At 61.9% G+C, this 26,447-nt stretch carries 25 protein-coding genes; 21 read left to right on the top strand and 4 right to left on the bottom strand.

Annotated elements, in window-relative coordinates; all coding sequences use genetic code 11:
- Positions 1 to 238 precede the first annotated feature (238 nt).
- The 9 genes from ACRCJM_RS03680 (at position 239) to ACRCJM_RS03640 (ending at position 9,869) form a co-directional block, all read left to right on the top strand.
- Positions 239 to 1,573 carry a hypothetical protein gene (locus ACRCJM_RS03680; protein WP_431463843.1) on the top strand — a complete coding sequence of 445 codons (1,335 nt, stop codon included), beginning with the start codon at positions 239 to 241 and terminating at the stop codon, positions 1,571 to 1,573.
- Positions 1,573 to 2,562 (top strand): HAD-IIA family hydrolase, encoded by a 990-nt coding sequence (locus ACRCJM_RS03675; RefSeq protein ID WP_431463842.1) that lies wholly within the window; start codon positions 1,573 to 1,575, stop codon positions 2,560 to 2,562. The genes ACRCJM_RS03680 and ACRCJM_RS03675 overlap by 1 nt, the downstream gene beginning before the upstream one ends.
- Positions 2,555 to 2,755 carry a hypothetical protein gene (locus ACRCJM_RS03670; protein WP_237223648.1) on the top strand — a complete coding sequence of 67 codons (201 nt, stop codon included), beginning with the start codon at positions 2,555 to 2,557 and terminating at the stop codon, positions 2,753 to 2,755. Before ACRCJM_RS03675 ends, ACRCJM_RS03670 begins: the two co-directional genes overlap by 8 nt.
- Positions 2,756 to 2,783: 28 nt before the next feature.
- Positions 2,784 to 3,557, top strand: a complete 774-nt coding sequence (locus ACRCJM_RS03665) for a TlyA family RNA methyltransferase (RefSeq protein ID WP_431463841.1) — start codon at positions 2,784 to 2,786, stop codon at positions 3,555 to 3,557.
- Between the two features lie 72 nt (positions 3,558 to 3,629).
- Positions 3,630 to 4,625, top strand: a complete 996-nt coding sequence (locus ACRCJM_RS03660) for an NAD kinase (protein ID WP_431463840.1) — start codon at positions 3,630 to 3,632, stop codon at positions 4,623 to 4,625.
- Between the two features lie 23 nt (positions 4,626 to 4,648).
- Positions 4,649 to 6,355 carry a DNA repair protein RecN gene (gene recN, locus ACRCJM_RS03655; RefSeq protein WP_431463839.1) on the top strand — a complete coding sequence of 569 codons (1,707 nt, stop codon included), beginning with the start codon at positions 4,649 to 4,651 and terminating at the stop codon, positions 6,353 to 6,355.
- Positions 6,356 to 6,452: 97 nt separating this feature from the next.
- Positions 6,453 to 8,135 carry a CTP synthase gene (locus tag ACRCJM_RS03650; RefSeq protein WP_431463838.1) on the top strand — a complete coding sequence of 561 codons (1,683 nt, stop codon included), beginning with the start codon at positions 6,453 to 6,455 and terminating at the stop codon, positions 8,133 to 8,135.
- A gap of 14 nt (positions 8,136 to 8,149) precedes the next feature.
- Positions 8,150 to 8,893 carry an NUDIX domain-containing protein gene (locus ACRCJM_RS03645; RefSeq protein WP_431463837.1) on the top strand — a complete coding sequence of 248 codons (744 nt, stop codon included), beginning with the start codon at positions 8,150 to 8,152 and terminating at the stop codon, positions 8,891 to 8,893.
- A 1-nt stretch (position 8,894) separates the two neighbouring features.
- On the top strand, positions 8,895 to 9,869 hold the full coding sequence (locus ACRCJM_RS03640; RefSeq protein WP_431463836.1) for a site-specific tyrosine recombinase XerD: 975 nt from the start codon (positions 8,895 to 8,897) through the stop codon (positions 9,867 to 9,869).
- 98 nt (positions 9,870 to 9,967) lie between these two features.
- Here the strand turns inward: ACRCJM_RS03640 and ACRCJM_RS03635 are convergent, their stop codons facing one another.
- Genes ACRCJM_RS03635 through ACRCJM_RS03620 form a run of 4 tightly spaced genes read right to left on the bottom strand, consistent with a single transcriptional unit; the run spans position 9,968 to position 14,287 of the window.
- On the bottom strand, positions 9,968 to 11,104 hold the full coding sequence (locus tag ACRCJM_RS03635; RefSeq protein WP_431463835.1) for a bifunctional 2-methylcitrate synthase/citrate synthase: 1,137 nt from the start codon (positions 11,102 to 11,104) through the stop codon (positions 9,968 to 9,970).
- 20 nt (positions 11,105 to 11,124) lie between these two features.
- A complete protein-coding gene (prpB, locus tag ACRCJM_RS03630) occupies positions 11,125 to 12,036 on the bottom strand; it encodes a methylisocitrate lyase (protein ID WP_431463834.1) in 912 nt (303 codons plus the stop codon).
- Entirely contained in the window at positions 12,036 to 13,553 is a 1,518-nt protein-coding gene (locus ACRCJM_RS03625; RefSeq protein ID WP_431463833.1) for an MmgE/PrpD family protein, read from the bottom strand. Before ACRCJM_RS03625 ends, prpB begins: the two co-directional genes overlap by 1 nt.
- A 53-nt stretch (positions 13,554 to 13,606) precedes the next feature.
- Positions 13,607 to 14,287 (bottom strand): GntR family transcriptional regulator, encoded by a 681-nt coding sequence (locus tag ACRCJM_RS03620; protein WP_237204967.1) that lies wholly within the window; start codon positions 14,285 to 14,287, stop codon positions 13,607 to 13,609.
- Between the two features lie 250 nt (positions 14,288 to 14,537).
- On the opposite strand from ACRCJM_RS03620, the gene ACRCJM_RS03615 reads away from it, so the two are divergent.
- The 12 genes from ACRCJM_RS03615 to der all read left to right on the top strand — a co-directional run bounded on the left by ACRCJM_RS03615 (position 14,538) and on the right by der (position 26,325).
- Positions 14,538 to 16,448, top strand: a complete 1,911-nt coding sequence (locus tag ACRCJM_RS03615; RefSeq protein ID WP_431463832.1) for a propionyl-CoA synthetase — start codon at positions 14,538 to 14,540, stop codon at positions 16,446 to 16,448.
- 290 nt (positions 16,449 to 16,738) lie between these two features.
- Positions 16,739 to 16,984 carry a hypothetical protein gene (locus ACRCJM_RS03610; RefSeq protein WP_431463831.1) on the top strand — a complete coding sequence of 82 codons (246 nt, stop codon included), beginning with the start codon at positions 16,739 to 16,741 and terminating at the stop codon, positions 16,982 to 16,984.
- Positions 16,985 to 17,074: 90 nt separating this feature from the next.
- Complete coding sequence (locus ACRCJM_RS03605; RefSeq protein WP_431463830.1) at positions 17,075 to 17,410, top strand: hypothetical protein; 336 nt, start codon at positions 17,075 to 17,077, stop codon at positions 17,408 to 17,410.
- 78 nt (positions 17,411 to 17,488) lie between these two features.
- Entirely contained in the window at positions 17,489 to 17,917 is a 429-nt protein-coding gene (locus tag ACRCJM_RS03600) for an Rrf2 family transcriptional regulator (RefSeq protein ID WP_431463829.1), read from the top strand.
- A 40-nt stretch (positions 17,918 to 17,957) separates the two neighbouring features.
- Positions 17,958 to 18,959, top strand: coding sequence for an NADP-dependent oxidoreductase (locus tag ACRCJM_RS03595; protein ID WP_431463828.1), 1,002 nt, complete (start codon positions 17,958 to 17,960; stop codon positions 18,957 to 18,959).
- 71 nt (positions 18,960 to 19,030) lie between these two features.
- A complete protein-coding gene (locus tag ACRCJM_RS03590; RefSeq protein WP_431463827.1) occupies positions 19,031 to 19,891 on the top strand; it encodes a ParA family protein in 861 nt (286 codons plus the stop codon).
- A 151-nt stretch (positions 19,892 to 20,042) separates the two neighbouring features.
- On the top strand, positions 20,043 to 20,873 hold the full coding sequence (locus tag ACRCJM_RS03585; protein ID WP_431463826.1) for a segregation and condensation protein A: 831 nt from the start codon (positions 20,043 to 20,045) through the stop codon (positions 20,871 to 20,873).
- Complete coding sequence (scpB, locus tag ACRCJM_RS03580; protein ID WP_431463825.1) at positions 20,870 to 21,673, top strand: SMC-Scp complex subunit ScpB; 804 nt, start codon at positions 20,870 to 20,872, stop codon at positions 21,671 to 21,673. Before ACRCJM_RS03585 ends, scpB begins: the two co-directional genes overlap by 4 nt.
- Positions 21,674 to 21,732: 59 nt before the next feature.
- Positions 21,733 to 22,815, top strand: coding sequence for a pseudouridine synthase (locus ACRCJM_RS03575; protein WP_431463824.1), 1,083 nt, complete (start codon positions 21,733 to 21,735; stop codon positions 22,813 to 22,815).
- Positions 22,815 to 23,969 (top strand): prephenate dehydrogenase, encoded by a 1,155-nt coding sequence (locus tag ACRCJM_RS03570; protein ID WP_431463823.1) that lies wholly within the window; start codon positions 22,815 to 22,817, stop codon positions 23,967 to 23,969. The genes ACRCJM_RS03575 and ACRCJM_RS03570 overlap by 1 nt, the downstream gene beginning before the upstream one ends.
- An 11-nt stretch (positions 23,970 to 23,980) precedes the next feature.
- Positions 23,981 to 24,652 carry a (d)CMP kinase gene (gene cmk, locus ACRCJM_RS03565; RefSeq protein WP_431463822.1) on the top strand — a complete coding sequence of 224 codons (672 nt, stop codon included), beginning with the start codon at positions 23,981 to 23,983 and terminating at the stop codon, positions 24,650 to 24,652.
- 95 nt (positions 24,653 to 24,747) lie between these two features.
- Complete coding sequence (der, locus tag ACRCJM_RS03560; protein ID WP_431463821.1) at positions 24,748 to 26,325, top strand: ribosome biogenesis GTPase Der; 1,578 nt, start codon at positions 24,748 to 24,750, stop codon at positions 26,323 to 26,325.
- Positions 26,326 to 26,447 lie beyond the last annotated feature (122 nt).

Below are 26,447 nucleotides of genomic sequence, written 5' to 3'. Positions count from 1 at the left end.
CAGGAAGAGCCTGAGCTTTATAGCTCGGGCTCTTTTTGTTTGTGGCTCGGAGTTATCGCTCCGAGCCCTTTTTTGTTTTAAAGCGACGGCCAAGAGTGACGCTGTGTGCCTGAAAACGCACCGGTAAGACCAGGCAGCCCCTACGCAAGGTACCCCAAGCCAGATAAACTAGAACCTAGCATTAAAAACAGGGCAAAAAGAGCCCAACCCCCACCACAAACACCATAGAGGAGCTCACTTGGCTGAATACTCACGTAACCACTCAGATAAAAACCGCGGTGGCTACAAGAAGAACAACGACCGTAACTCCTCACGCCCCTACCGCAGCGACCGCTCCGACCGTAACGACAGCGGCTACACCAAGCGCGACGGCGACCGCCCCTACGGCGACAAGAAGAAGCCCTTCGATAAGAACCGCGGCGGTGGCAAGCGCTTCGACGACCGTAAAAACAACGGTAACGGCCGCGGGGAGCGCTCCTTCGACCGTAAGGGTAATGGCCCCCGCAAGAACTTCGACCGCGACCAGAATAAGCGCGGCTTCCAGGGGGAGCGCAAAGACCGTAACTTTACTGCTGAGGCAAAGAATCCCAGCGGTGACTACCGTCCGTCAAAGAACGCACCCGAAATCGACACTGACGTCACCGGCAAGGAACTCGAAAACTGGACCCTGCGTGCCCTGCGCCAGCTAGAAGCCCAGAACGCAGACACCGTAGCCAAGCATCTGGTCATGGTCGGCCGTTACCTCGACATCGACCCCGACTTCGCCCTGGAACACGCTGTTGCTGCCTCAAAGCGCGCAGGCCGAATCGGCGTCGTCCGCGAGGTCGTCGGTATCGCAGCCTACGCTGCAGAGGACTTTGAACTGGCCCTGCGTGAACTGCGCACCCACCGCCGTATCTCGGGCTCCAACGAGCACCTAGCGCTGCTCGTAGACTGCGAGCGTGCCCTGGGACGTATCGAAAAGGCCCTGACCCTGGCTGAAGAAGCGAAGAACGAAGAGGTACCTGCCGCCGTCCGCTCTGAGGTCGCTATCGTTGTCTCCGGTATCTACAGCGACCAGGGCGAGCTGAAGAAGGCTCTGAAGGCCCTTGAGATTCCTGAGCTGAACCCCAAGCGCGGGTTCGACTACTCACCCCGCCTCTTCAACACCTATGCTGAACTGCTGGAGCAGGACGGGCGTAGCAAGGAAGCAGCCCGTTGGGCGCGCCTTGCCCTGATGACTGAGGCCGCTCTAGGCCAGGGTGACTTTGTTGAACCTGAAATCTTCGATATTTTCACTGAGCAGGACCTGCTTGAACCCGAAGAACCCTCCGTTGATCTTGAAGCCGCTGAAGCCCAGGCACCGGCTGCTGAAGCTGTAGAGGCCGACGCGGAAGCAGACGCTGCTGAAGCCACCGAAACCGAGGCTGCCGATGCAGTAACGGCAGAAGAGCCTGAAGCAAACGAAGATGGCGCCCTTTTTGAGGTCGACGAAACCCTGACGGCCACTGAAACCGTAGTGAGCGAAGACCAGGCAGAGGAAGAAGCCCTCTTCGAGCTGTCTGCTGAAGCTGCTGAGGAGGACCGCGACTAATGCTGCTGGCAGCCCACGACGCTATTCTCTCTGACCTTGATGGTGTAGTGTATGCCGGACCCTTCGCTATTGAAGGTGCCCCTGAGGCTCTGAACAGGGCACAGGATGCCGGGGTACCGGTAGCCTTCGTGACCAACAATGCCTCGCGCAGCGTCCAGGCCGTTGCTGATCACCTGGTGGAACTCGGCGTCAACACCGATGCCGACCATGTGATTAGCTCAGCCCAGGCTGCTGCTGAGCTGCTGAAGGCCCAGCTCCCTGCGGGGGCTAAGGTGCTGATTACCGGGGCGCAGGCTCTCGCCGATTGCGTAGCGGCTGCCGGGCTAACCCCCGTCAATAGCCAGGCTGATGAGCCGGTAGCTGTGGCCCAGGGCTTCAATCCCAAGATCGTGTGGGAAGATCTCGCTGAAGCCGCCTACACACTGGCCGATGAGAAGGTGCTGTGGGTTGCCTCGAACACCGATTTCACTATCCCGAAGGAACGTGGCATCGCCCCCGGTAACGGCACCCTGGTGGGGGCTGTAGCGACGGCTACCGGGCGCACCCCGCAGGTAGCTGGTAAGCCGGAGTCACCTATTTTTGTCACCGCCGCCCAGAAACTGAACTCTCAGCGTCCTGTGGTGGTGGGCGACCGCCTGGATACCGATATCCAGGGCGGTAACCGTGCTGCGATGGCGACGGCCGTGGTTATGACCGGGGTGGAGACCTACCAGAGCATTCTGGCGGCTATTCCGCTGGAGCGTCCTACCTATATTCTGGAAGACCTCGCCGGTTTCTTTGAGGACTATCCCCAGATCCAGGCGCAGGCTACAGCAACCGGTATGAGCGCCTGGGGCGCAGGCTGGTCCGCTGAGGCAACCGATACCGAACTCACCATCACCGGTGAGGGCAGCGAGATTGATAGCTGGCGTGTGGCCTGCGCAGCCTGGTGGGCTGCCCACCCCGATGCGTCCGCCCCGGTGTCTCCTAGCCAGGTGCACCGTGGCTAAGGGCGCGGACGAAACCGCCCAGAGTCTCGAAGAAAAGGCAGTTTCGGGGCTACCGACTGAAGAAGCCGAGGCTCTCGACCCCGAGTTCGAGGCGGCGCTGACAGCTGCCCTGGCCCTGGACGCCACCGAACGCATCGAGAGGCTGGGCCAGCTGGCGTCCGCCCTCAAAGAAGACCTAGATTCAAGCCGCTAGAGCCGAGTGCGGAGCGGGAAGGAAGAACATGCGACTGGACCAGTACATGGTGCAGGCAAAGATTGCCCGCTCCCGCACGCTGGCGGCCAAGATGGTTGAGGGCGGGCACATCAGCGTGAACGGCCGAACCGTGACGAAGCCAGCCCAAAAGCTGAAGGAGGGGGACCGCGTCCGCGTCCGCCGCAGCGAGCTGACCGAGTATGTGAGCCGCGCCGGGCATAAGCTGGCCGGGGCGCTGGACGCCTTCCCAGAAATCACCGTTGCCGGTAAATTCTGCCTGGACGCAGGTGCCTCTACCGGCGGTTTTACCGACGTGCTCCTGCGTCGGGGTGCCAGCCAGGTTGCGGCGGTTGATGTGGGGCACGACCAGCTGGTCGAGCAGATCCGGAACCACCCGGCCGTTGACGTTTATGAGGGCATGAACGTGCGGCACATGAGCCCCGACGATATCGGCGGGCAGGTAGCCCTTACGGTCTCAGACCTGAGCTTTATCTCCCTAACCAAGGTTGTTGAGCCGCTGGCTCGGGCAACGGCCGCAGGTGGGGACCTGCTGCTCATGGTCAAACCCCAGTTTGAGGTGGGCCCGGCCCGCATCGGCAAGGGCGGGGTGGTAACTGACCCTGAGGTGAGAGCGGACGCCGTGGCGTCCGTCCGCGCAGCAGCGCAGGACGCCGGCCTGCACGTGCTCGGGGAACAGGAAAGTCCTCTGCCCGGGCAGGACGGTAATGTGGAGTTTTTCCTCTGGTGCCGTAAGCCCGCTGTGGAGGAATCTGCCGCTCCCCTCGCACCTGAAATCGAATAAATATTCGAAAAAATACGGTGTGTTGGGCCCAGAAAAACAGCAAAACTGCCTACGGTCAGCTAGCCTAAAAGTGTGAACGAAACACCTGACACCGCCCTCACACCCCAGCAGACCAAGACACCGGGGGAGCGCAATATTCTTGTCTTCGCCCATACCGGCCGTCTTGAGGCCCGCAACGCTGCTCGTGCTACCTGCACGCAGCTGCACCGGGCTGGCCTGGTGCCCGTGATGAACCGCGCTGACCTGGAAGCCCTGACCGAAAAGTGGGAGAACCCCGTCCCCGTGGCGGTGGCCCACGAGTCTGTGGCGCTCAAAGATATCGAGCTGGGTATGGTGCTGGGCGGTGACGGGTCGATTCTGCGCGCTGCCGAGATGATTCGCCACACCCAGATACCCCTCATCGGCGTCAACCTTGGCCACGTAGGGTTTCTTGCAGAGGCCGAAGAATTCGACCTAACCGAAACCGTTGAGCGAGTGGTCTCGGGCGACTATACGGTCGAAGAGCGCATGGCGATTGATGTGAAGGTCTGGGACGGCAGCCAGAAAATTCTTGAAACCTGGGCTCTCAACGAGGCCAGCGTTGAAAAGGGCAACCGCGAAAAAATGATCGAGGTGGTCATTGAGGTAGACCGGCGCCCGCTCTCGTCCTTTGGCTGTGATGGTGTGGTGCTGGCAACCCCGACCGGATCAACCGCCTACGCCTTCTCTGGCGGCGGCCCGGTTGTCTGGCCCAGCGTTGAGGCTATGCTGATGGTGCCCCTCTCAGCCCACGCTCTTTTTGCCCGCCCCCTGGTGACCGCACCGACCTCGATGATGGCGGTAGAGCTGATCTCCACCAACGGGGCAGAAGGTGTGCTCTGGTGCGACGGACGCCGTACCCGCGACCTGCCTCCCGGGGCCCGCGTCGAGGTAACCCGCTCGTCCAAGCCCGTCCGCCTGGCCCGTATGCACCCGGCCCCCTTCTCAGAACGCCTGGTCAAGAAGTTCGAGCTACCCATTGCGGGCTGGCGCGGCCCCCACACCCCCGGGCCTGCGACCAGCGCCCTGACCGTTATCCGTAACGACTAACCTCGTCAAGAAAGTTTTCCCACGTGATTGAAGAAATTCACCTGCGCGATTTGGGCGTTATTACCGATGCCCGCCTGCCTCTTGAACCCGGCTTCTCGGTGCTGACCGGTGAGACTGGCGCCGGTAAAACCATGGTCGTGACGGCTCTGGGTATGCTGTTGGGCGCTCGCTCCGATGCCTCTAGCGTGCGCAACGGCGCTAAAAACGCCCTGGCTGAGGCCGTTATCCGCCTGCCTCAGGGGCATCGCGCCCTAACCCTGGCCGAGGACGCCGGTGGTTCGGTTGAGGAGCTCGACGGCGGTTCTGCCGAGCTGCTTTTGGCCCGCACCGTCAGTGCCGCCGGTCGCTCCCGCGCCCACGTGGGCGGTGTCTCTGCCCCTATCGGCACGCTGGCCGATATCGGCCATACCCTGGTTGCGGTCCACGGCCAGTCCGACCAGCTGCGCCTCAAGGACGCCGCCGAACAGCGTCACGCTTTGGACTCCTACGCCGGGAAAAAACTTGAAAAGCTTTTGGCGGCCTACACCGTCAACTACGAGCGCTACCGTCAGGCAGCCGGGGAACTTCGCGACGTCCGCGAAAATACCCGCGCCCGCGCGCTGGAAGCCCAGACCCTGCAAGGGGCTCTAGCAGAAATCGATTCGGTGCAACCTGCCGAGGGCGAAGATGAGGCCCTGCGGGCAGAAAGCCAAAAACTGGCTAACGTTGAGTCCCTGCGTCTAGCTGCGGCGACGGCGTCCGCCGCTCTGTCAGGCACCGAATACGGGGACGCGGACGAGCCCAACGTGCTGGGGCTGCTCGATGCCGCCCGCACCGCCCTGGCCGCAGAGGCAGATGCGGACGCCGACCTGGCAGCTCTCGCTGGACGGCTGAACGAGGCGCTGATTCATGTGACCGATATTGCCGAAGAAATCTCGGCCTACACTTCGGGACTAGATACCGAGGGGCCAGAACGCCTCGCTGAGGTCGAGCACCGCCGGGCCCAGCTCAAGAGCCTGACCCGCAAGTACGGGGCTGATATTGCAGAGGTACTGGCCTGGGCAGAAGAATCTCGGGCCCGCCTGGAAACCCTCTCAGATGACCCGGCCCGCCAGGAGGCCCTGGAAGCCGAGCTGCGCCAGCTGCGCGAGACCCTGGGGGAGCAGGCTGCGGATCTCACCGACCTGCGCACCAAGGCAGCCCGCAAACTGGCAGCGGCCGTCAGCGAAGAACTTTCAGCTCTGGCCATGCCGAATGCTTCGCTGGTGGTCGAGGTAGAAGAAACCGAAAAGTTCCACCGCTACGGTAAGGACGCGGTGACCTTCATGCTGGCTCCCCACGCCCAGGCCGTCCCCCGCCCTCTGGGCAAGGGTGCCTCGGGTGGTGAGCTTTCCCGCGTGATGCTGGCCCTCGAAGTGGTGCTCTCAGAAGTAGACCCCGTGCCCACCTTCATCTTTGACGAGGTGGACTCCGGCGTCGGCGGTAAGGCAGCCATCGAAATCGGTCGCCGCCTGGCTATGCTCGCTAAGAACGTGCAGGTACTGGTAGTCACCCACCTGCCCCAGGTAGCAGCCTTTGCCGACCAGCACATCCTGGTACGCAAAAACGATGACGGCTCCCTCTCTCGTGTGCAGGTTCTCACACCCGAGGAACGAGTCGTAGAGCTTGCCCGAATGCTCTCTGGCCACGACCAGTCGGCAGCAGCCCAGGAACACGCCCGAGAACTCCTGGCCGACGCCGGTCAGATCTAGCCCCCGGGCAGGTGCCCTACCTGCTCAGCAGAAGCCGGGGCAGGCGTCCGCCCACCGGGCCCTGCCCCGCAGTGTTTACACGCGCGAAACAGAAACGGTGATAGGCTGGAATTCCGTGGTAGATACAAACGCATCAAACAACGGTAAAGTCACCCGCCAGATTTTCGTCACCGGCGGCGTAGCATCATCTCTCGGCAAAGGCCTCTCAGCCTCATCTCTCGGCCGACTTCTTCGCTCCCGCGGTCTCTCAGTGACCATGCAGAAGCTCGACCCCTATCTCAATGTCGACCCCGGCACCATGAACCCCTTCCAGCACGGTGAGGTATTCGTCACCGACGACGGGGCAGAAACCGACCTCGACATCGGCCACTACGAACGCTTCCTCGACGAGAACCTCTCCCAGGCAGCCAACGTCACCACCGGTCAGGTCTACTCCCACGTCATCGCCAAGGAACGCCGCGGTGAATACCTGGGCGATACCGTACAGGTCATTCCCCACATCACCGACGAAATCAAGCGCCGCATGCGCCTGCCCGCCGAAGGCGAGAACGCCCCCGACATCATCATCACCGAAATCGGTGGCACCGTGGGCGACATTGAATCCCTGCCCTTCCTTGAAGCTGCCCGCCAGGTGCGCCGCGATGTGGGCCGCCGCAATGTCTTCTTTTTGCATGTCTCCCTGGTTCCCTTCATCGGGCCGTCCGGTGAACTGAAAACTAAGCCCACCCAGCACTCCGTTGCTGCCCTGCGCGGCCTGGGTATCATTCCCGACGGTCTGATTCTGCGCTGTGAGCGCGAAGTACCCGAATCCCACAAGATCAAAATCGGCCACGCCTGCGATGTTGAGCCCGAGGCCGTCATCTCCTGCGCAGATGCCCCCAGCATCTACGACATCCCCAAGACCCTGCACAGCCAGAACCTGGACGCCTACATCCTGGACTACCTGGGCATCGACGCCGAGCCCGTTGACTTCACCCAGTGGGATAAGCTGCTGAGCGCCGTCCACACCCCCAAAACCGAGGTCAACGTTGCCCTGGTCGGTAAGTACATCGACCTACCCGACGCTTATCTCTCGGTCACCGAGGCCCTGCGTGCCGGCGGCTTTGCTAACGACGCCAAGGTCAACATCAAGTGGGTTGCCGCCGACCTCTGCGCAAGCCAGGAGGACGCCGCCCACCAGCTGCGCGGCATGGACGCCATTCTCGTGCCCGGTGGCTTTGGCATCCGTGGCCTCGACGGCAAGATTGGCGCCCTGCGCCACGCCCGCGAACACAAGATTCCTACCCTGGGTATCTGCTTAGGGTTGCAGTCCATGGTGCTCGAATACGCCCGCAACGTACTTGGTATCAAGGACGCCTCATCCACCGAGTTTGACCCCGAGACTGCCTCACCGCTGATCGCTACCATCGAAGAGCAGAAGGCCTTCGTGGACGGCGCCGGTGACCTGGGTGGTACCATGCGCCTGGGCCTCTACCCGGCGACCCTGGCTGCCGGTTCCCTGGCTGAAAGCGTCTACGGGGCAACCGAGGTAGCGGAGCGCCACCGCCACCGCTACGAGGTCAACAACGATTACCGCCAGCAGCTGGAAGAAGCCGGGTTGGTTATCTCCGGTACCTCTCCTGATTCCTCCCTGGTGGAGTTCGTAGAGCTGCCCGTGAGCGAGCACCCCTACTACATCGCCACCCAGGCCCACCCCGAATACCGCTCCCGCCCCACCCGCCCCCACCCCCTCTTCGCCGGACTGATTAAGGCGGCGCTTGAGGCCCGCAAGAACGGCTAGTACTGTTCTAAGGTATGCAACAGAATCTCTCGTATGAGGTGGGGGACGCCCCCCGCCTCGATGCCCCGGCACTCGCCGCAGCCCAGGAAACCATCGCCGATATCGCCAACCCCCGCTATGTCACCAGCCGCACCACCAAATTTGAGGGCTACGTCTGGGACGTCATCCGCGAAGGGATAGCACTGGATGAAGGCGCCGAGCCTTTCGAACGAGATTTTCTGTTGCATCCCGGGGCGGTTGCCGTCCTGGCTCTCAACGACAAGAACGAGGTACTGCTCATCAACCAGTACCGCCACCCCGTGCGCGCCAACCTCTGGGAAATCCCAGCTGGCCTGCTCGATATTGACGGGGAAGACCCCGTCCATGCAGCTGCCCGAGAACTGGCAGAAGAAACTGACCTCCAAGCCGCCCGGTGGGATACCCTCATGGAGTTCTACAACTCACCCGGTGGCATGGGCGAGGCCTGCCGCATCTACCTGGCCCGCGACCTCAGCGCCATTCCTGCTGAAGACCGCGAAGAGCGGGTTCACGAAGAATCAGAAATCGTGCAGCGCTGGGTGCCCCTCGATGAGGCCGTCCGCGCTGTGCTAGCCGGGCGAATCCACAACGCCGCCTCCACCAACGCGATTCTTGCCGCCGACGCTGCAGCCCGCCGTAACTTCGAAACCCTCTACCCGGCGTCCGCCCCCTTCACCGCCCACCCCGCCCTGCGCGAGGCAAACTACCGCGGCGAAATCCGCCCCGCCGAAGGTCTCTAAGGTGGCCCCCAGCGCACTGGCTGCACCGACCCCGCTCGATAGGGCCATCGAGGCCTACCTCAACCACCTGGCCATCGAACGCGGCCTAGCCGCCAATACCCAGGCAGCCTACCGCCGCGACCTCACCCGCTACAGTACCTACCTGGCAGGCCAGGGCGTGATCGACCCGGATACCATCACCAAAAAACACGTGCGCGACTTCGCCGCCCACTGCTCTGCCCCGGGCAAGGACGGGGGAGCAGACCTCGCAGCGAAATCGGTCGCCCGCATCATCAGCGGCGTGCGCGGCGCCCACTCCTTCTGGTACCGCGAAGGCACCACACCCACAGACCCCGCGGCGACCGTCCGTCCGCCCACCCCTGCCGCCCGCCTGCCCAAGGCCCTGCCCCTGGCCGACATCACCCGCCTGCTGGAAAGCCCCGACCCTGCCACCCCCGCGGGTCTACGCGATAGGGCCCTGCTCGAATTCCTCTACTCCACGGGTGCCCGCATCAGCGAAGCTATCACGGTTGATATCGATGACCTAGTCATCGATCGGAACCCCACGGAAGAAAACCCCCAGCTGCCCGCCGTCGTGAGACTCTTTGGTAAAGGCAACAAGGAGAGAGTAGTGCCTGTTGGCTCCTACGCTGCCCGGGCCATCGACGACTACCTGGTGCGCGGACGCCCGGCGCTCGCCTCCCGCGGCAGGGGAAACGCTGCCCTCTTTCTCAATGCGAGAGGCGGGCGTATCACCCGGCAGGGGGCCTACCTTATCCTTAAAAACCACGCTGAACGGGCGACAATTCGGGCTGAGATTTCTCCGCATACCCTGCGCCACTCCTTCGCAACCCACCTGCTTGAGGGCGGGGCCGACATTCGCGTGGTGCAGGAACTTCTGGGGCATGCTTCGGTGACAACAACCCAGGTCTATACCAAGGTCACCGCCGATACCCTGCGCGAGGTCTTTGCAGCTAGCCACCCCCGCGCCCGCTAGTAAAAAGGGCAGAAAATTTCTGCATTTATAGACTAGACCGGCTGGTTCAGAGACGAGTTATCTCTGAACCAGCCGGCCTTTCTGTGCACCAAAGGGCCTTAGCTCAGGTGGCGCTCGTCCACACCGTTGTAGGCAGAGAGCGGGCGGATCAGCGAATTCGCTGCGCGCTGCTCCAAGATGTGGGCGGTCCAGCCGGTGATGCGGGAAGCCACGAAGATGGGGGTGAAAGTGGGGGTATCAAAGCCCATCAGGTGGTAGGTGGGGCCAGCGGGGTAATCCAGGTTGGGCTTGATTCCCTTAGCCTCGTCCATTGCTTCAGCCAGCCCCTGGTAGAGACCGATAATGTCGTGGCGGCCGTAGTATTCGACCATGTCGAAGAAGGACTTCTGCATGGTGGGCACACGGGAGTCGCCGTTCTTGTAGACCCGGTGGCCGAAGCCCATAATCTTCTTCTTCTCTGCTAGGGCGGCCTCCATCCATGCCTTTGCACGGGCCTTAGCGTCCGCCTGGGACTCACCCTCAATCACACCGATTTCATCGAAGGTGTGCTGCACGGCCTCGTTGGCACCCCCGTGCAGGGGGCCCTTAAGGGCACCGATAGCGCCGGTGATGGCTGAGTGCAGGTCTGAGAGGGAGGAGGTAATGACGCGGGCGGTGAAGGTAGAGGCGTTGAAGGAGTGCTCGGCGTACATGACCATGGAGACGTTGAAAGCGGTCTTGACCTCGGGGGCCGGGACTTCGCCGAAGGCCATGTAGAGGAAGTTATCGCAGTAGTCCAGGTCTTCGCGCGGGGCAATGATGCTCTGGCCCCGGCGGCGACGCTGGTTGTAGCAGACGACAGCCGGCATGACCGCGAACAGTTCCTTGGCCTTGAGCAGTTCGGTCTCGGGGGAGAGATCCTCGCTCTTGGGGTCGGCTGCGCCCAGGAAGGAGGTCGCCGTGCGGCAGACATCCATGGGGTGGCAGTCGGTGGGCAGGGCGTCGATGACTGCCTTCAACGCTGCCGGTAGCTCACGGTGGGATCGCTCAAAAGCGGTGAACTCTGCCAGCTCTTTGTCGGTAGGCAGCTCCCCGTTCCAGAGCAGCAGGGCTACCTTCTCAAAGGGGACGGTTGCCAGTTCCTGCACCGGGTAGCCCCGGTAGAGCAGGGAGTTGGTTTCTGCGTTGACCTTTGAGATGGCGGTGTAATCAGCAACTACACCGGCCAGACCTTTTTTGACCTCGTTGTCGCTCATGTCTGTTTCTCCTTGTGCGTTTAGGCTTCGAACTTACCGGGAACCTCGAAGTTGAAGATGCCGGTGTCGAACTGGTTGTAGGCCTCGTAGTCGACCAGGTCGTAGAGGCGGGAGCGGGTGAACATCTGGTCCACGTAGGCCTCCTGGGTGCCATCACGCTCGATGGTGTCCAGGACGCGTTCCATGGCTCCCAGCGAGGAGCGCAGCAGGGTGACGGGGTAGATAATCATTGAGATACCCGCTTCAGCCAGCTGTTCCTTGGTGTAAAGCTCGCTCTTGCCGAACTCGGTCATATTGGCAAGAACCGGCACGTCCACAGCGTCGCAGACAGCCTTGAACTCGTCGAGATTCTTCATGGCCTCGGGGAAAATCGCATCGGCGCCGGCATCGACCAGAGCCTTGATACGGTTGATGGTTTCCTCAAGGGATGAGGTGCCGCGCAGGTCGGTGCGGGCCATAATCAGGAAGTTCTCGTCCCGGCGGGCCTCGGCTGCTGCCTTGATTCGCTTGGTCGCGGTTTCAAGATCGACCATGTTCTTGTTGTCGAGGTGGCCGCAGCGCTTGGGGTTGAACTGGTCCTCAATGTGGCAGCCAGCCAGGCCGTACTCTTCGAACTCCTGGATAGTGCGGGCCACGTTCATGGGCTCACCGAAACCGGTGTCGGCGTCCACAATGGCTGGCAGGTTGGTGACGCGGGCAATCTGCCCGGCTCGCTGGGCAACCTCAGAGAGGGTGGTGAGGCCGACGTCCGGGAAGCCCAGCTCATTGGCCAGCACCGCACCGGAGATGTAGATACCGTCAAAGCCCTTTTCTTCAATCAGGCGGGCTGAGATGGGGGTGTAGGTGCCGGGGAACTGGCGAATCTGGCCGCTGGCCAGCATGTCGCGCAGGTCCTTGCGCTTTTGGGCGGCAGTTTTTGAGGCGTACAGCATTAGAAGATACCCTTCTTGCCGGTTTCCAGCTCGATGGAGGCGGTGATGTTGAGGGCGTCCAGCTCACCTGCACCCAGATTAGCCAGGTTTTCAGCGGCCTCGATGAAGCGATCCTGTTCGGCCTCTGCAACCTTGCCCTCGGCCAGCTTGCGGAACTTGCCGATGTAGTCCTCGCGGGCGAAAGGACGGGCGCCGAGTGGGTGGGCATCGGCAACTGCGATCTCTTCGGTGAAGGTTTCGCCGTTAGCCAGCTTGATTTCAACGCGGCCACCGAAAGCCTTTTCGGCGGGGTCGTTGGAGTGGTAGCGGCGGGTCCACTCGGCGTCCTCGGCGGTGGTGACCTTGTGCCAGAGGGCTACGGTGTCTTCGCGCTGGGCACGCTCGGGGGCGTAGGAGCCGACGTGGTCCCACTCGCCGTCCTGCAGCATAACGGTGAAGATGTAGGGGATGGAGTGGTCCAGGGTCTCGCGGGTGGCGGTGGGGTCGTACTTCTGGGGGTCGTTGGCGCCAGAGCCGATGACGTAGTGGGTGTGGTGGGAGGTGTGCAGAACAATCGACTCGATGTTCTCGGGGTTGGCGAATTCGGGGTGTTCGCGGTGCAGCTTGCGAGCCAGGTCAATCCAGGCCTGGGCCTGGTACTCAGCGGAGTGCTCCTTGGTGTATGTGTCGAGGATGGCTCGCTTGGGCTCGCCAATCTCGGGCAGGGGCACTTCGTAGTGGGCGTCGGGGCCGTCCAGCATCCAGGCGATGACGCCGTCCTCACCCTCGTAAATCGGCACGGGGGAGGTCTGACCGCGCATAGCTCGGTCAACCGCTTCAACTGCCATCTTGCCTGCAAAGGCGGGGGCGTGAGCCTTCCAGGTGGAGATTTCGCCCTTGCGGGACTGGCGGGTTGCGGTGGTGGTGTGCAGGCCCTGACCGATGGCCTGGAAGATGGTTTCGGTATCTAGGCCCAGCAGGGTGCCGATGCCAGCGGAGGCGGAGGGGCCGATGTGGGCTACGTGGTCAATCTTGTGCTTGTGCAGGCAGATGGCCTTGACCAGGTCGACCTGGACCTCGTAGCCGGTAGCGATACCGCGAATCAGGTCGCGGCCGGTGGAGCCCACGTGCTGGGCTACTGCCAGAATCGGGGGAATGTTGTCGCCGGGGTGGGAGTATTCTGCGGCCAGGAAGGTGTCGTGGTAGTCGAGCTCGCGCACTGCCACGCCGTTGGCCCAGGCTGCCCATTCGGGGGAGACCTTGGTGCTGGTGGGGACGCCGAAGATGGCTGCGCCCTTGCCGTTGGGGGAGTGGGCGTGGGTCAGGGCCTGGTCACGGGCGGAGATGATGGGGCCGCGGTTGAGAGAAGCGATAGCGACAGAGGCGTTGTCGATGATGCGGTTGATAACCATCTCTTCGACCTCGGGGAGTACCTCAACGGGGTCGGTAGCTACCTGGGCGAGCTTGTAGGCGAGCTGGTCTTCGCGGGGCAGGTTTTCTTCGGACTTATAAACTCGAACGGAGTGCAGCTTGGTCACTGATGTTTCCTTTCAGGTTGTTCCTCCCGGCAGCGGCGCCGGTGAGGGGTTTCTTAGGCTGTTGGTTCTGGATGGTTGAAAAGACTGTGCTGGCTCTGGGAGGCTGCGGCCTCTTCGATGGCGTAGAGCGCATTGGCTAGGTGCAGGCGGGTAGCGGCTTCAGCAAGCTGCGGGTCGCCGGAGGCGATGCAGCGGGCAATCTGGGCGTGCTCTTCAGCCGCCTGCTCTAGCCGGACGGGGTTGGCTTTAGAAAGCTTGCGGATGCGGGTGAGCTGGGTGCGCAAGGACGTCTGTGCTTGGTGCAGGTAGCGGTTGTTGGCTGCTGCGTCGATCGCGGTGTCGAGCTCATCTACCAGGGAGTAGTACTCCGCCAGCGAGGCTTCTCCGCGGTGCAGGGCAAATGATGCCTCTTCAAAGGCCTGTGCCAGCTCTTTGAAGACCTTGGAATCGCCTCGACGTGCCGCAAGTGCTGCCGCCGTGCTGTCGAGCGAGGTGCGTAGCTCAAAGAGGGCGTACACATTCGCTAGAGAAATCGGTGCAACGATGACGCCGCGGCCCGGTGCCGGTTCGGCAAGACCCTCGGCAAGAAGGCGGGATATAGCTTCGCGGACGGGGGTGCGAGAGACCCCCAGACGCTCTGACTGTTCTACCTCTGCAATCACAGAACCGGGAGCGAGCATTCCCTCCATGATGTCGCTGCGCAGGCTCTGATAGGCCAGTTCACCAGCTCTCATTCGCTCTCTCCTTTCACAGTTTTGTGATGTGTTGCACTGAAATTGGCGGTTGTGACCACTCTAAAACACCGACCCGAGTTTTGTATACAAAAGGGAAAAATTTTTCGGACTATGCGTGAAATAATGTGTCATTTTCACCAGTTTCACAAATTTCTGTATACAAAACCTTGCCAAATGTGACCCCTCGCACTAGGTTGGAGTCACTCCCTCATGACAACCCACCACCGGCGTCCGTAAAGGAGCACCCCACATGGCAATATACGCTGACACCTATACCCGCAGCATCGAAAACCAGGAAGAGTTCTGGCTAGAGCAGGCGCAGGCCATTAGCTGGTCAACCGAACCAACCCGCGCCCTTGATAGCGATGCCGCCCCTCTGTACCGCTGGTTCCCCGACGGCACCCTCAACACCTGCTACAACGCCGTTGACCGCCACGTAGAAGCCGGCCACGGCGATCGCACCGCCATCACCTACGACTCAGCCATGCTCGGCACCCGCCAGAACATCACCTACTCAGAACTCAAAGGCGAGGTAGAGAAAATTGCTGGGGCGCTCGCGTCCGCCGGGGTCGAAAAAGGCGACCGCGTGCTCATTTATATGCCCATGATTCCCCAGGCTGCCATGGCCATGCTGGCGGTTGCCCGCCTGGGCGCCGTGCACTCGGTGGTCTTCGGCGGCTTTGCCCCCAACGAACTAGCTAGCCGTATCAACGACTGCTCGCCCACCGTCGTCCTGACCGCTTCTGGCGGTGTGGAACCCAAGCGCCGCATCGAGTACATCCCCGCCGTAGAAAAGGCTATTGAGCTATCGCAGACCAAGCCTGCGACCGTGCTGGTCTTCGAACGTGAGGGCTTTGAGAACTCGGTATCTGATGCGGTGCGCCGGGCTGAAGAGAACTCCACCGGCGTGACCTGGCTTGATTGGGGTCAGGCCGTTGAGGCAGCTCAGCCACACGCGCCTGTCGAGGTGAAGGCCACCGACCCCCTCTACATTCTGTATACCTCCGGCACGACGGGCTCCCCCAAGGGTGTAGTGCGCGATAACGGTGGTCACGCCGTGGCCTTGACCTGGACCATGAAAAATATTTACAACGTGGGCCCCGGTGAAGTGATGTGGTGTGCCTCGGACGTGGGCTGGGTTGTGGGCCACTCCTACATTGTCTACGGCCCCCTGCTGGCCGGGGCAACCACCGTTCTGTACGAGGGTAAGCCTGTTGGCACTCCGGACGCCGGTGCCTTCTGGCGGGTTATCCAGGAATCCGGTGCCAAGTCCCTCTTTACAGCTCCTACCGCCCTGCGAGCCATCCGCAAGGCTGATCCCGAAGCTGAGCTGCTCGGCGGTTACGATATTTCCTCCCTGCAGCTGCTCTTCGTTGCCGGTGAGCGCCTGGATCCCGAAACCTACCACTGGGCCACCGAGAAACTGAGCGTGCCTGTGATTGATAACTGGTGGCAGACCGAAACCGGCTGGGCCATTGCGGCTAACCCCCGCGGTCTTGAAGCTCTGCCTCTGAAGCCCGGCTCCCCGTCCGTTCCTTCACCCGGCTACAACCTGCAGGTGCTTGACCCCTTCGGCGAGCCCGTCGGCCCTGGCGAAGAGGGCAACCTTGCCATCAAACTCCCCATGCCCCCGGGCACCCTGCCCACCCTCTGGGGCAACGACGACCGCTACATTTCCTCCTATCTCGATGCCTTCCCCGGCTACTACACCACGGGCGACTCCGGCTACATCGATGAAGACGGCTACGTCTTCGTCATGGGGCGCACGGACGACGTCATCAACGTATCGGGCCACCGCCTCTCAACCGGTGCTATGGAACAGGTACTCGCCGGCCACCCTGCTGTCGCTGAATGTGCCGTGATCGGTGTGGCTGACCAGCTCAAGGGCCAGCGGCCCGCCGGCTACGTGGTGCTCAAAGCCGGTGCCGACATCACCGAAGAACAGCTGGCCGCCGAACTTATCGCCAGCGTGCGCAATGATATCGGTGCGGTAGCCGACTTCAAGGACGTCAAGATTGTGGACGGCCTGCCCAAGACCCGCTCCGGCAAGATCCTGCGCAAGACCATGCGCCAGATTGCCGACGGCGAGCAGTACACCGTGCCCTCCACTATTGAAGATATGAGTGTGCTGGACGATATCGCTAAGGTGCTGCGTAGCTAACTCGTAAGGGGCTTCGCAGGCTCACGCTGGATGGAGCCCAGTAGATTCCGAGCGCGCGAGGAAATAAATCTGCGGGCGGAATAGGCGTAAGCCTGACCCTCACGCCCCGCCTAACGGCGGATTCCGTTCGCTCTTATGTGCTCGCGCGCTCGCACCCGCTCACTTCATCTAGCCAGCAGCTTCGCTGTGAGCCTGCTTCACCCCATTCTGTGAATAAGCCCCTTGGCTTACCCTGGCAGGGGTAAAGTGCGAAATGGGTAGGGCTGGTTGCCCATGTCATACTGGTAGCCATGACAACCCTTCTCGCCGCTGCGCCTGCCCTGCTCGGACTGGGACTCATGATGGGCTTTAGCCCCTCGCTCTACAGCATCACCTTTCTGGCGCTCATTAACGACCCCAGCAAAATGCATATTGTCCGCTGGATTAGTGGCGGGATTGTCATAGGGGCTACCGTCCTCGTCATGCTCTTCCGTTTCGTTGACCCAGAGAACCTAATACAGCTGGTTCACAGCGATGCGAGCAAAATCCTCGTGTGAAAGAGCATCGATGCCGTTGCTGCTCTGCTGCTTGCACTATCGGCAGTTCTACTCTGGACGCGCAGAAACCACCCCAAGAGGGCGTATAAGGTGAAAAACTCCCACCTCTCGCCCCGGAAAGCTGTGCTAGCAGGCTTCTTGAATTCGGCTATTGGTTTGAGTTCGATGGCAACGATGTATATGGTGGGTCGTCTGCTCACAACGGTGAGCCACAACGCGGTTGAATGGGTGCTGGCCTATCTCATCTTTACAGTCGGTATGGTTGGGCCCTACCTGCTACTCGAAGCAAGCTGGGATCGCTTCCCGGGCTTTGCTCACGCTGTCACAGGTGCGCTTACAAGGATTAAGAATGCCAATCTGACCGCTCTCTATAGCCTGATGTTGCTAGTAGGGGCAGTCTTCTTTGGGGTGCTGACTGCTCGTTAGTTGGGGAAGATTTGATTCATGTTGATTCACACCCTATATTTGTATCTGTTCCTAAAACAAATACAAAAAGGATGTTCTGTGGATACCAAGTTCTCGGTCGCCGTACACACCCTGGTCATGCTCTCGGAAGCCGACGACAAACTCACCTCTGAGGCCATAGCAACCAGCGCGGGTACCAACGCCAGCTACATTCGCAAAATCATCTCCCTGCTCAAAAAAGCAGACCTGCTTGACCGCATCCCCGGTAGCTTTGACTACCAGCTCGGTAAGCCGAAAACCGAAATGACCCTGCTCGATATCTACCGGGCCGTTAACCCCAACATTCACATTGATACCCACCAAAACGCCAACCCGGAATGCCCGGTAGGGGGCCACATCAACGCGGTACTCGACCCCATCGCCGCCCGCGCCGAGCAGGCCATGACCGACCAGCTAGCAGGAATCACCCTGGATACGGTCATCGAAGATATCAGGGCCAGCTACCTAGCAGCCCACCCCGACGCTTAAATCTAACATCACCATCATCACCCACCCGAAAGAGAAATCCATGAAAGCATTTACCCTCACCTCCTACGCCGACGGCGGCGTTACCCAGTGGGCGGACGTCCCCGCCCCCGTCGCCGGGCCCGGCCAGGTGGTTATTGGCGTCCGCGCCGCAGGCCTTAACCCGCTTGATTCCATGATTGCCCGCGGGGACTTCAAGCGCCTGCTGCCCTACCAGCTACCGGTTATCCTGGGGCAGGAAGTCGCCGGGGACGTCCTCGCCGTTGGCAACGGGGTTACCGACTATGCGGTGGGGGATAAGGTCTTTACCCGCCTGCCTATTGACGCTATTGGTGGCTTTGCTGAGCAGGTTGCTGTAGACGCTGCCCAGGTTGCGCCTATGCCTGCCAATCTGACCTACGCTGAAGCTGCTGGCTTGCCCCTGGTCCTACTCACCGCTATTCAGGCCTTCACCGAAAAGGCCTCCATCAAGCCTGGTAGCAAGGTCTTCATTCAGGGCGGTACCGGCGGACTGGGTTCTATCGCCATTCAGGTTGCCAAGCACCTGGGCGCAACCGTCGCCACCACCGTCAGCACCCAGAACGTCGAGCTGGCTAAGACCCTGGGCGCCGATGTGGTCATCGACTACCGCACCCAGAACTACGAGGAGCACATCTCGGGCTACGACATCGTGCTCGACACCCTGGGCAAGGGGGAAACCACTCGTTCCATGAAGGTACTGGCTCCCGGCGGTACCCTGGTGACCGTGGTTGGCGCCCCCGACACCGACTTCGCCGCCCAGCTCGGCAAGAAGGCCCTGGCCCCGGTCATGTGGTTCCTCAGCCGAAAAGAGCGGGCTGCTGCCAAGAAGTTCGGCGTGACCTACAAGTTCCTCTTCATGCGGGCCGAGGCAGACCAGCTCAAGAGCTATACGCCCGCTATCGAATCTGGTGCTATCAAGCCCCTGGTCGCCCAGACCCTGCCCTTTGACCGCCTGGAAGAAGCCCTCGACCTGCTCGCCGCAGGTAAGGGTGGCCCCGGCAAAATCGTCGTTGAAATGAACTAGAAGGTGATGACTTGCACCCACCAGCTAAACTGGTAGGTAAAAGTCTTGAACCCAACCAAAGGTGAAACACAGTGACTGAAACCGGCGCTGAGCAGCTCGGCCCCACCGGCCGCCCCCTGCGCATCTACCCCGACCCCGCCCCCCTCTCCACCCACGGGCCCGCCCGCATCATCTCCATGGTCAACCAAAAGGGCGGCGTCGGAAAAACCACCTCCACCATCAACCTCGGTGCCGCGCTCGCAGAAGCCGGACGCCGCGTCCTACTCGTCGACTTCGACCCCCAGGGCGCGCTGTCCGCCGGTTTCGGCGCCAACCCCCACGAACTCGACCTCACCGTCTACAACGTCATGATGGACCGCAAGGTCGACATCCGCGAGGTTATCCAGAGCACCGAATTTGAGAACATCGATCTGCTCCCCGCCAACATCGACCTCTCCGCAGCAGAAGTGCAGCTGGTCAACGAGGTCGCCCGCGAGCAGGTTCTCGCCAGCGCCCTGCGTAAGGTCGAAAACGACTACGACGTTATCCTGATTGACTGCCAGCCCTCCCTGGGCCTGCTCACCGTCAACGCCCTGACCGCCAGCCACGGCGTCATCATCCCGCTCATCTGCGAGTTCTTCGCCCTGCGCGCGGTAGCCCTGCTGGTGGACTCCATCGAAAAGGTCCAGGACCGTCTGAACCCCAAGCTCGAAATTGACGGAGTGCTGGCCACCATGTTCGACTCCCGCACCCTACACTCAAAAGAGGTGCTGGCCCGCATCGTTGACGCCTTTGGTGACAAGGTCTTCGACACCGTCATCAAGCGCACCGTTAAGTTCCCCGATGCCTCCGTATCGGCAGAGCCTATCCTGTCGTACGCCTCGAACCACCCCGGTGCCGATGCCTACCGCCAGCTGGCTCGCGAGCTGATCTCCCGCGGCGGAGCCCCCTAAACGCACCTGCCCCTATGCTCTAGGCTACTTTTGCCCGTCTGCCCTTGAAGAACCTCGGGGCAGGCGGGCACAATGGTTAAAACACAGAAAAAGAACGGCTCATGAGAAGCCGCCAAATCCTGGCTCAAAGACCCACAGGAGACTCGCTGCCGTGACGGTACCGAACACACTTACCCAGAGCGCCCCTGCGCCCTTTACGCTCACCCTGAGTAACTTCGAAGGCCCCTTCGACCTGCTGCTCACCCTGATTTCCCGCCGTAAACTCGATATCACCGATATCGCCCTGGCCGAAGTCACCGACGAATTTCTCACCTACATCCGACCCCTGCTTGAAGACGGCAGCGACGCCGCCCTCAACACCGCAAGCGACTTCCTCGTCACCGCTTCCACCCTGCTCGAACTCAAAACAGCGCGACTGCTCCCGCGCAGCGACAAAGCTCTAGCCGCTAACCCCGACCTGCTTGAAGCCCGCGACCTGCTCTTTGCCCGCCTGCTTCAGTACCGGGCCTACCGCGAGGTAGCAAGCGTGCTCGAAGAGCGATTCACCGCAGAAAACCAGCGCTTTTCCCGCACCGTCGCCCTCGAACCGGCCTTCACCAAGGTACTACCCGAGCTGGTCTTCGACCTAACCCCGCAGGCCTTTGCTGAGATTGCCGCCCACGCCCTGCGCCTGCACGAAGACCCCGACATCGAGCCGGAGCCCGAGCACATCGACACCGGCCACATCTACACCCCGGCCACCACCATCGCAGCCGAAGAAGCGACACTATTGGCCAAGCTGGGGGAGAGCGGTGGGCAGTTGAGCTTCGCCGAGGCCTGCGCGGACGCCGCCAGCCGCGAAGTCGTGGCCGTCCGTTTTCTTGCGGTGCTAGAACTCTATAAAGAGGGCAAACTCGCCGTAGAACAGAGCCAGGCCCTGGGCCCCATCACCCTGCGCCTTGAAAGCCCAGCAACCGCCCACCGGGAAGGAGAGACAGAATGAGCGGGAACCCCGACTACACCGACGATGACCTTAAGATTCTGCTCTCTGGCAGCTGGGAGGCTGAACCGGAGCAGGAGCCCGAACCTGAGCCAGCACCGCAACCCGAGCCAGTACCAGAAGAAACCTCCCCGGTGGTACCCCAACCCGCTGCTAAGCCAACGAAAGCCGCTCCGCAGGTGGCGGCGTCCGCCCACGAACTCAACCGAGTTGAGCTCCAACCCGGCGGCGTGAAAGCCGCTATCGAGGCGATTTTGGCGGTAGCCGAGGTGCCGGTGAGCGTCCGCGAGTTCGCGGCGGCCCTGATCGTCTCAGAACGAGCCATCGAAACCGCCCTCGACGAGCTGATGCGCGACTACGACGGCTACGACGATGCCACCGGCACCCACGAGCCCCGCGGCTTTGAACTCCGCCAAGTGGCAGGTGGCTGGCGGCTCTACTCCCGGGCTGATTTTTCACCCTGGGTCAGCCGGTTCGTGGTGGGTGCCCAGACCGTCAAACTCACCAAGGCAGCCCTCGAAACCCTGGCCGTCATTGCCTACCAGCAACCGGCCACCAAGGCCTATATCGCCCAGGTACGCGGGGTTTCGGCGGACGCGGCGGTGCGCAACCTCCTACAGCGCGGCCTCATCACCGAGACCGTTCCCGATGAAACCGGGGCCACCCAGTACATCACCACCGACACCCTGCTTGAAAAGCTGGGGCTGAACTCCCTCGACGAGCTTCCCGCCCTGGCTCCCTACCTACCCGACCCCCACGAGGTGGGCAGCAGCACCACCCTAGACTTGGATGACCCCAGCTAGCGCACACGCTAGCTGCGGCATCACCAGAAACTACGACACAGAGGAAAGAGATAAAAGAAATGGCATACGGAAACAACTCATCACGAGGTAACTCAAACCGCGGCGGCCGCCCCGGTGCAGGCAAAGCAGGAGCCGGACGCGGCGGCAAGGGTTTCGCCGGCGCTGGCAAGGGCGGAGCCGGTAAGGGCGGCTCAGGCCGCTCAGGTTTCGCCGGTAACAAGGGCGCTAAGCCCGGTGCCCCCGGTGGCCCCCGCAAGGCTGGTACCGGCAAGGGCCCCAAGTTCCGCTCAGGCCAGCCCTTCGCTAAGGAAATGGGCGAGTTCCGCCCCGCTAACCGCGGCTCCAAGAACTTTGGCCCCCACCGTCCGCGCCGCCCCAAGAACGCACCCGTCGACCACTACCCCTTCTACGACCACGAGGGCGTCCGCCTGCAAAAGGTCATGGCCTCCGCTGGTGTGGCCTCCCGCCGCGTCTGCGAAGAAATGATTGAAGAGGGTCGAGTGACCGTCAACGACGTCCTTGTAACCGAACTCGGCGTACGTGTTAACCCCGACCAGGTCACCATCCAGGTCGACGGCATGACCATCCAGACCAACGACAAGCTGGTCTACATGGTGCTGAACAAGCCCGCCGGCGTTGTTTCAGCTATGGACGACCCCGACGGCCGCCCCAACATCTCCAACTTCCTGCGCTCATCCATGACCGAACGCGTCTTCCACGTGGGCCGCCTGGACGTTGAAACCGAAGGTCTGCTCCTGCTGACCAATGACGGTGAACTGGCCAATCGCCTGACCCACCCCTCCTACGAGGTGCCCAAGACCTACCTGGTACAGGTACCCGGCCCCATGGAACCCGGCATCGGTGCAGCCATGAAGAAGGGCCTGCGCCTGGAGGACGGTGTCACCCGCGTCGACGAGTTCAAGCTGGTCGACTCAACCCCCGGCCACGTGCTTGTTGAGGTCACCATCCACTCCGGTAAGAACCGCATCATCCGCCGCATGTTCGAGCATGTCGGCTACCCCGTCGAGAAGCTCGTGCGCGTAGAGATGGGCCCCATCCACATCGGCTCCCAGAAGCAGGGCACCGTACGTAACCTGTCCAAGGTCGAAATCGGTAAGCTGCTGGCCTCGGTAGGCATGTAATGAGCGGTTCACCCACCGTCTTCGACTCCCACCTGCACGGCCCTGTCCTGGTAATTGGCGCGGGCCTGCTGGGTTCCTCCATCGGGCTGGGCCTGAGCCACCGCGGCTACACGGTCTACATCTCCGATATCTCACCCACCACTGAAGCCGTCGCCGAAGACATCGGCGCCGGTACCTCCCTGCGGGCCCTAGCCAGCGAATGGCAAGGGAAAACAGGGCAGGACGCCCCCGACCAGCTGGAACTTACCCCCCAGCTGGTCGTCGTGGCGGCACCCCCGGACGTCACCGCCGACCTGGTGGTGCGCGCGCTCGCCGACTACCCGGCGTCCTTTGTCATCGACATAGCCTCGGTGAAGTCAGGTATCTTGAGCGCGGTGCGGGAAGCAGGGGCCGATGTGAGCCGCTACCTGGGCACCCACCCCATGGCCGGGCGCGAAAAATCCGGCCCCGTGGCTGCTCGCGGTGAGCTCTTCTCAGCCCGCCCCTGGGTGCTCTGCGACCATGAGACCGTGCGCCCCGAACTGATCAAGGTAGCCCAACAGCTGGCAACTGAACTGGGCTCAACCATCACCCATATGGACGTGGAAGAGCACGACCGCACCGTCGCCCTGATTTCCCATGTTCCCCAGGTGATGAGCTCCCTGCTGGCCTCCCGCCTGCAGGATACCCCCCTCTATGCGCTCGGCCTGGCTGGGCAGGGGCTACGCGACACTACCCGTATCGCAGCCTCGGATCCCGGGCTGTGGGTGCAGATTCTTTCGGCTAACGCGGAGCCTGTGGTACAGACCCTTTACGGGGTACGCGAGGACCTAGAGCGCCTCATTAGCACCCTGGAAGCCCCCACCGCCGCCGGATCCCGCCTCGATATCGCCCAGCTCATGAGCGAAGGTAACTCGGGCGTGTCCCGCATACCCGGCAAGCACGGCGGCTCACCGTCAGCCTTTGCTCAGCTGACCGTGCTGGTGGATGACACCCCCGGCACTCTGGCCCGCCTGCTGGTTGAAATCGGCGAACTGGGCGTCAACCTGGAGGACTTACGCCTGGAACACTCACCCGGTGCCCAGGTCGGCATGGCCGAAATTTCGGTCAACCCCAATGAACACGAAAAACTCATCGAAGACCTCACCAGCCGCGGCTGGAAGGTCGTCAAGTAAGGAAGAAAACTATGTCTGACAAGCTCGTGATCGCCATTGACGGCCCTTCAGGTTCTGGCAAGTCCTCGGTATCTAAAGCTGTAGCCCGCCACTACGGGCTCGAATACCTGGACACCGGCGCTATGTACCGCGCCCTGACCTGGTACTGCCTCGATACCCGGGTTGATACCGAGGACGCCGTAGCCCTGGTCGCTGCCGCCCGCAGCTTCCCCTACGTGCAGGGCACCAGCCCTGATGAAGAGGTCATCGAGGTCGGGGGAGTGGACGTGCGCGATGCTATCCGCGAGCCCCGTATCTCTGAGGCAGTCTCGGCAGTTGCTTCCAACCTGGACGTCCGCCAGATCCTCATTGACCTGCAACGGGACTTCATCGCTCGATCCAAGACCGGCATGGTGGCAGAAGGCCGCGACATCACCACCGTCGTTGCCCCCGATGCCGATGCCCGCGTCCTGCTCACCGCCAGCGAAGAAGTCCGACTGGCCCGCCGCGGCCTGCAGCTGGGTGGCACCCAGAACTCCGAGCAGCTTGCCGCCCAGGTCTCAGCCCGCGACGCCAAGGACTCCAAAGTCACCAGCTTCACCGAAGCAGCCGAGGGCGTAGCCCTCGTTGATTCGTCAGAACTCAACTTCGAAGAAACCATCGCAGCGGTCATCGAAGCCGTCGAAGGCCAGCTCAACCGCTAAACGGACAGCCGCGCACCCGCGTCCGCCCACTCTCAACTAAACTTATCTACCAACGCCCCGGCACCCGCCGGAACCCACCACAGGAGGTATCGCCCATGAGCGACGAACTCACCCCCCACGACGACTACGAGGTCAAGTTCCTCGGCGGCGGCGACGATGACGTATCGGACCGCCTCGCCGAAATCGACGATGAAACAGCCAACCAGCGCGCAGAAGCCCTACTGGCCGGCCTCGAAGACTACGAACTGGACGAAGAAGACCGCGCCCTACTGGGCACCTGGGGCTTCGACATCGACGAGGACGACAACCAGGAAGCTGACCCCGTCGTCGCTATTGTCGGCCGCCCCAACGTCGGCAAGTCCACCATTATCAACCGAATCCTCGGCCGCCGTGAAGCCGTGGTTGAAGATAAGCCCGGCGTCACCCGTGACCGTGTCTCCTACAAGGCTGAACACAACGGCAAGGACTTCACCCTGGTCGACACCGGCGGTTGGGAAGCCGACGCCAAGGGAATCGACGCCCAGGTAGCTGCCCAGGCAGAAATCGCTGTTGCCCACGCCGACGTCGTCCTGCTCGTGGTAGATGCCATGGTCGGTATTTCAGCCACCGACGAAGCGATTGTGCGTATGCTCCGCCGCATCGACAAGCCCATCCTGCTGATTGCCAACAAGATTGACGATAGCCACCAGGAGCCCGAAGTTCACGCCCTATGGTCACTCGGTATGGGCCAGCCCTATCCGGTCTCTGGCCTGCACGGCCGCGGCCTAGCTGACCTGCTCGACGCACTGCTTGAGGTTATGCCCGAGTACTCCCAGTACGCCGAACCCGAAGCTCTGGGTGGCCCCCGCCGTATCGCCCTGATCGGCCGCCCTAACGTGGGCAAGTCCTCCCTGCTCAACAAGCTGGCCGGTGAAGAGCGCGCCGTGGTCAACGACCTGGCCGGCACCACCCGCGACCCCGTGGACGAAATCGTTGAACTGGGCGGCCGCCCCTGGCGCTTCGTTGATACCGCGGGTATCCGCCGCCGCCAGCACATGGCCAAGGGTGCTGACTTCTACGCCTCCCTGCGTACCCAGACCGCTATTGAGCGTGCCGAGGTTGCCGTGGTGCTCCTGGATGTTTCTGAGCCCCTGAGTGAGCAGGACATCCGCATCGTGCAGATGGCTGTGGACGCCGGCCGCGCCATGGTTCTGGCCTTCAACAAGTGGGATACCCTGGACGAAGACCGCCGCGAAATGCTCGAACGCGAGATTGAGCGCGACCTGGCCCACGTGAAGTGGGCACCTCGCGTCAACATCTCAGCCAAGACCGGCTGGCATAAGGACAAGCTGGTTCCCGCCCTGGAACACTCACTGGAATCCTGGGACTCCCGCATCCCCACCGGCCGTCTGAACGCCTTCCTGGGTGAAATCGTGGCAGCCCACCCCCACCCCCTGCGTGGCGGTAAGCAGCCCCGTATCCTCTTCGGTACCCAGGTTTCCTCCCGCCCGCCCAAGTTCGTTCTCTTCACCACCGGCTTCCTTGACCCCGGCTACCGCCGTTTCATCGCCCGCCGTCTGCGTGAAACCTTCGACTTCACCGGCACCCCCATCGACATCACCATGCGCGTGCGTGAGCGCCGCAGCCTGGGGGAGCGCCAGAGCGGTAAGTCAGGTAAGGGCGGACGCCGCTAACACCGGCCTATTTGAAGTGTGACCTAAAACGCTCCAAAAAAGCCCCAAAAACCCGGTTTTCGATTTTGCACTCTCTCAAAGAGGCGTGTATAGTTATACGAGTGCTCAAGGGAACAGCAAAG

This window comes from Rothia sp. L_38, from assembly GCF_050689125.1.
In the GTDB taxonomy this organism is placed as follows: domain Bacteria; phylum Actinomycetota; class Actinomycetes; order Actinomycetales; family Micrococcaceae; genus Rothia.
Note: the sequence above shows the minus strand (reverse complement) of the source record. Positions and strands in the feature narration are given on the sequence as shown.

Excerpts from the sequence above, each read along its gene's own strand:
- prpB (WP_431463834.1), bottom strand. The coding sequence starts at position 12,036 with ATGCTGTACGCCTCAAAAACTGCCGCCCAAAAGCGCAAGGACCTGCGC.
- ACRCJM_RS03620 (WP_237204967.1), bottom strand. The coding sequence starts at position 14,287 with ATGAGAGCTGGTGAACTGGCCTATCAGAGCCTGCGCAGCGACATCATG.
- ACRCJM_RS03570 (WP_431463823.1), top strand. The coding sequence starts at position 22,815 with ATGAGCGGTTCACCCACCGTCTTCGACTCCCACCTGCACGGCCCTGTC.
- ACRCJM_RS03610 (WP_431463831.1), top strand. The coding sequence starts at position 16,739 with ATGACAACCCTTCTCGCCGCTGCGCCTGCCCTGCTCGGACTGGGACTC.
- ACRCJM_RS03575 (WP_431463824.1), top strand. The coding sequence starts at position 21,733 with ATGGCATACGGAAACAACTCATCACGAGGTAACTCAAACCGCGGCGGC.
- ACRCJM_RS03665 (WP_431463841.1), top strand. The coding sequence starts at position 2,784 with ATGCGACTGGACCAGTACATGGTGCAGGCAAAGATTGCCCGCTCCCGC.
- ACRCJM_RS03675 (WP_431463842.1), top strand. The coding sequence starts at position 1,573 with ATGCTGCTGGCAGCCCACGACGCTATTCTCTCTGACCTTGATGGTGTA.
- ACRCJM_RS03615 (WP_431463832.1), top strand. The coding sequence starts at position 14,538 with ATGGCAATATACGCTGACACCTATACCCGCAGCATCGAAAACCAGGAA.
- scpB (WP_431463825.1), top strand. The coding sequence starts at position 20,870 with ATGAGCGGGAACCCCGACTACACCGACGATGACCTTAAGATTCTGCTC.
- cmk (WP_431463822.1), top strand. The coding sequence starts at position 23,981 with ATGTCTGACAAGCTCGTGATCGCCATTGACGGCCCTTCAGGTTCTGGC.
- der (WP_431463821.1), top strand. The coding sequence starts at position 24,748 with ATGAGCGACGAACTCACCCCCCACGACGACTACGAGGTCAAGTTCCTC.
- ACRCJM_RS03645 (WP_431463837.1), top strand. The coding sequence starts at position 8,150 with ATGCAACAGAATCTCTCGTATGAGGTGGGGGACGCCCCCCGCCTCGAT.
- ACRCJM_RS03635 (WP_431463835.1), bottom strand. The coding sequence starts at position 11,104 with ATGAGCGACAACGAGGTCAAAAAAGGTCTGGCCGGTGTAGTTGCTGAT.
- ACRCJM_RS03595 (WP_431463828.1), top strand. The coding sequence starts at position 17,958 with ATGAAAGCATTTACCCTCACCTCCTACGCCGACGGCGGCGTTACCCAG.